The organism is Paenibacillus hubeiensis, assembly GCF_032334105.1.
Lineage (GTDB): Bacteria > Bacillota > Bacilli > Paenibacillales > Paenibacillaceae > Paenibacillus > Paenibacillus hubeiensis.
The window spans coordinates 1-1,722 of the sequence record NZ_JAVYAE020000042.1 but is presented as its reverse complement, the minus strand read 5'-3'; the positions used below and the strand labels follow the sequence as shown (position 1 = coordinate 1,722).

The following is a 1,722-nucleotide window of genomic DNA, read 5'->3' as shown; positions in this document are numbered from 1 at the left end:
GCCAGCAGCAGCGTTTTTGGAGTGAAATGGAAGCAGGCAAGGATGATTTAGCGAAGAAGTTGGATGAGGGGACGGGTAAGGTTGATAAACCTGATCTTTATGATAAGAATGGAAAATATACCGGAGGAAGAACACAGGAAGAATTGGATGATTTAGCTCGTGACCCATCTCATGCCGGTAGGACCGAAGAACAAGGAATAAAAGAAAGGGAAGTAGGACTTGATTTAGAAGAGCAGGGTATTTTAGGACGTATTGTTCGTGATCCTCAAGCCGATAAAGGCAGTGATCTTATTGACATAACTACTGGAATAAAGTGGGACGTTAAAAGTTTTGAATCTTATCCTCATGGTCATACTAGTCCTAAAAAAGGAGCGTTTACAGTTAAAAGAGCAATGGATAAGATTTATGGTGAGTTTGAAAAAGGCAACAGTGTCATAATTGATACGAGAGAGTTAGTTCCTGAACATATTCAACAATTAAGAAAGGCGATTGAGGAAGATGGAATCGCTGATCGTATTATTTGGTATCCTACGTGAGGAGGCATGTCATTTTGGATAGTGATTCTAATAAAATTATTGCCCAGCTCCAGCAACATCAATTATGGGTGGACACTGTCGGAGAACAAGGGAAGAAGCTGGGGCTGGATGAAATTGATTTAAGGAGCATTGATTTAAGAAATTATTCATTAGATCAAGCCTATTTTACGGAATGTTTATTTAACTCTATGAATTTACAAAATAGTGATTTTCATAATTCAGTATTATCTTCTTCTGAGTTTATCTCAGCCAACTTAGATGGAGCAAACTTTTATAAAGCAGACCTTTCGTACACAAATTTCTCGAAATCATATATGCGGAGTACAAAGTTAGCCAAGGCAGATTGCTATGAAGCAATTTTCCATGCCACTGATTTAACAAATGCTAATTTGGTAGCTTGTCTGTTTTATGACACCGATTTTCAAAATGCCATATTAAAAAATGCAGATATCAGTGTAGCTTCATTCAAAAATGTTCTCTTACATGGAGCTGATTTATCAGGTTTAAGAGGAATAGAAGAAGCAATTATATCTAGTATTAATATTGGTACTCCCGATACTCCAGTTATTCTACGTGAAGAAGAAGCTAGAAGATGGATACAAACACAAGCAGGAAAGTAAAGGTTACATTACTTATATGTATATTAAGAGTTGTTTACAAGTTACAGTCAAATCTCTTACTATTAATCTTAGTAATAACGAAATCGGCGATTTTAGCTTTGATAGTCTGATAGACTCACCTTGTGCAGAATGAGTCGTGCGGCTGATTCCAAATAGATTTAACCCATGTAATACCGTTTCAAGATATCTTCATTTCGGTTGTACGCACATCAACTTTTATAACCTAACACTATTTCGTTACATCTAACAGGTTCATTATGGTCAGATACCACGTAATTGACCTGTTTTTTGTTATCTTCATTTTTTAGATATTTTAAATTTACTCGCAACTTTAGAATGCGTTACCCCGATAGGGAAAATGAAGTAGCATATACTCGCATTTTTCAGGATAGATACCGTCGCTATTAAGAGCAGGGCGAATCAAAAGAAATTTTTTCATATCTCCCTAACTTAACTTAACTTAACTGAACCATTCAGCGATTGTTACTGTGAAGAAAGCAACTCTGGTGACAACCAGTTAACATAAAACAGACATGAAATGTATAAGGCTAGCCATCTGCCCTCTA

Annotated in this window: 1 protein-coding gene and 1 pseudogene; both read left to right on the top strand. The window is 36.3% G+C overall.

What is annotated here, in order from left to right; translation table 11 throughout:
* A pseudogene (locus RSX24_RS32160) lies at positions 1-536 on the top strand (hypothetical protein); the annotation flags it as partial.
* Between the two features lie 14 nt (positions 537-550).
* Positions 551-1,156, top strand: coding sequence for a pentapeptide repeat-containing protein (locus RSX24_RS32155; protein WP_343262904.1), 606 nt, complete (start codon positions 551-553; stop codon positions 1,154-1,156).
* The last annotated feature ends 566 nt before the right edge of the window (positions 1,157-1,722 follow it).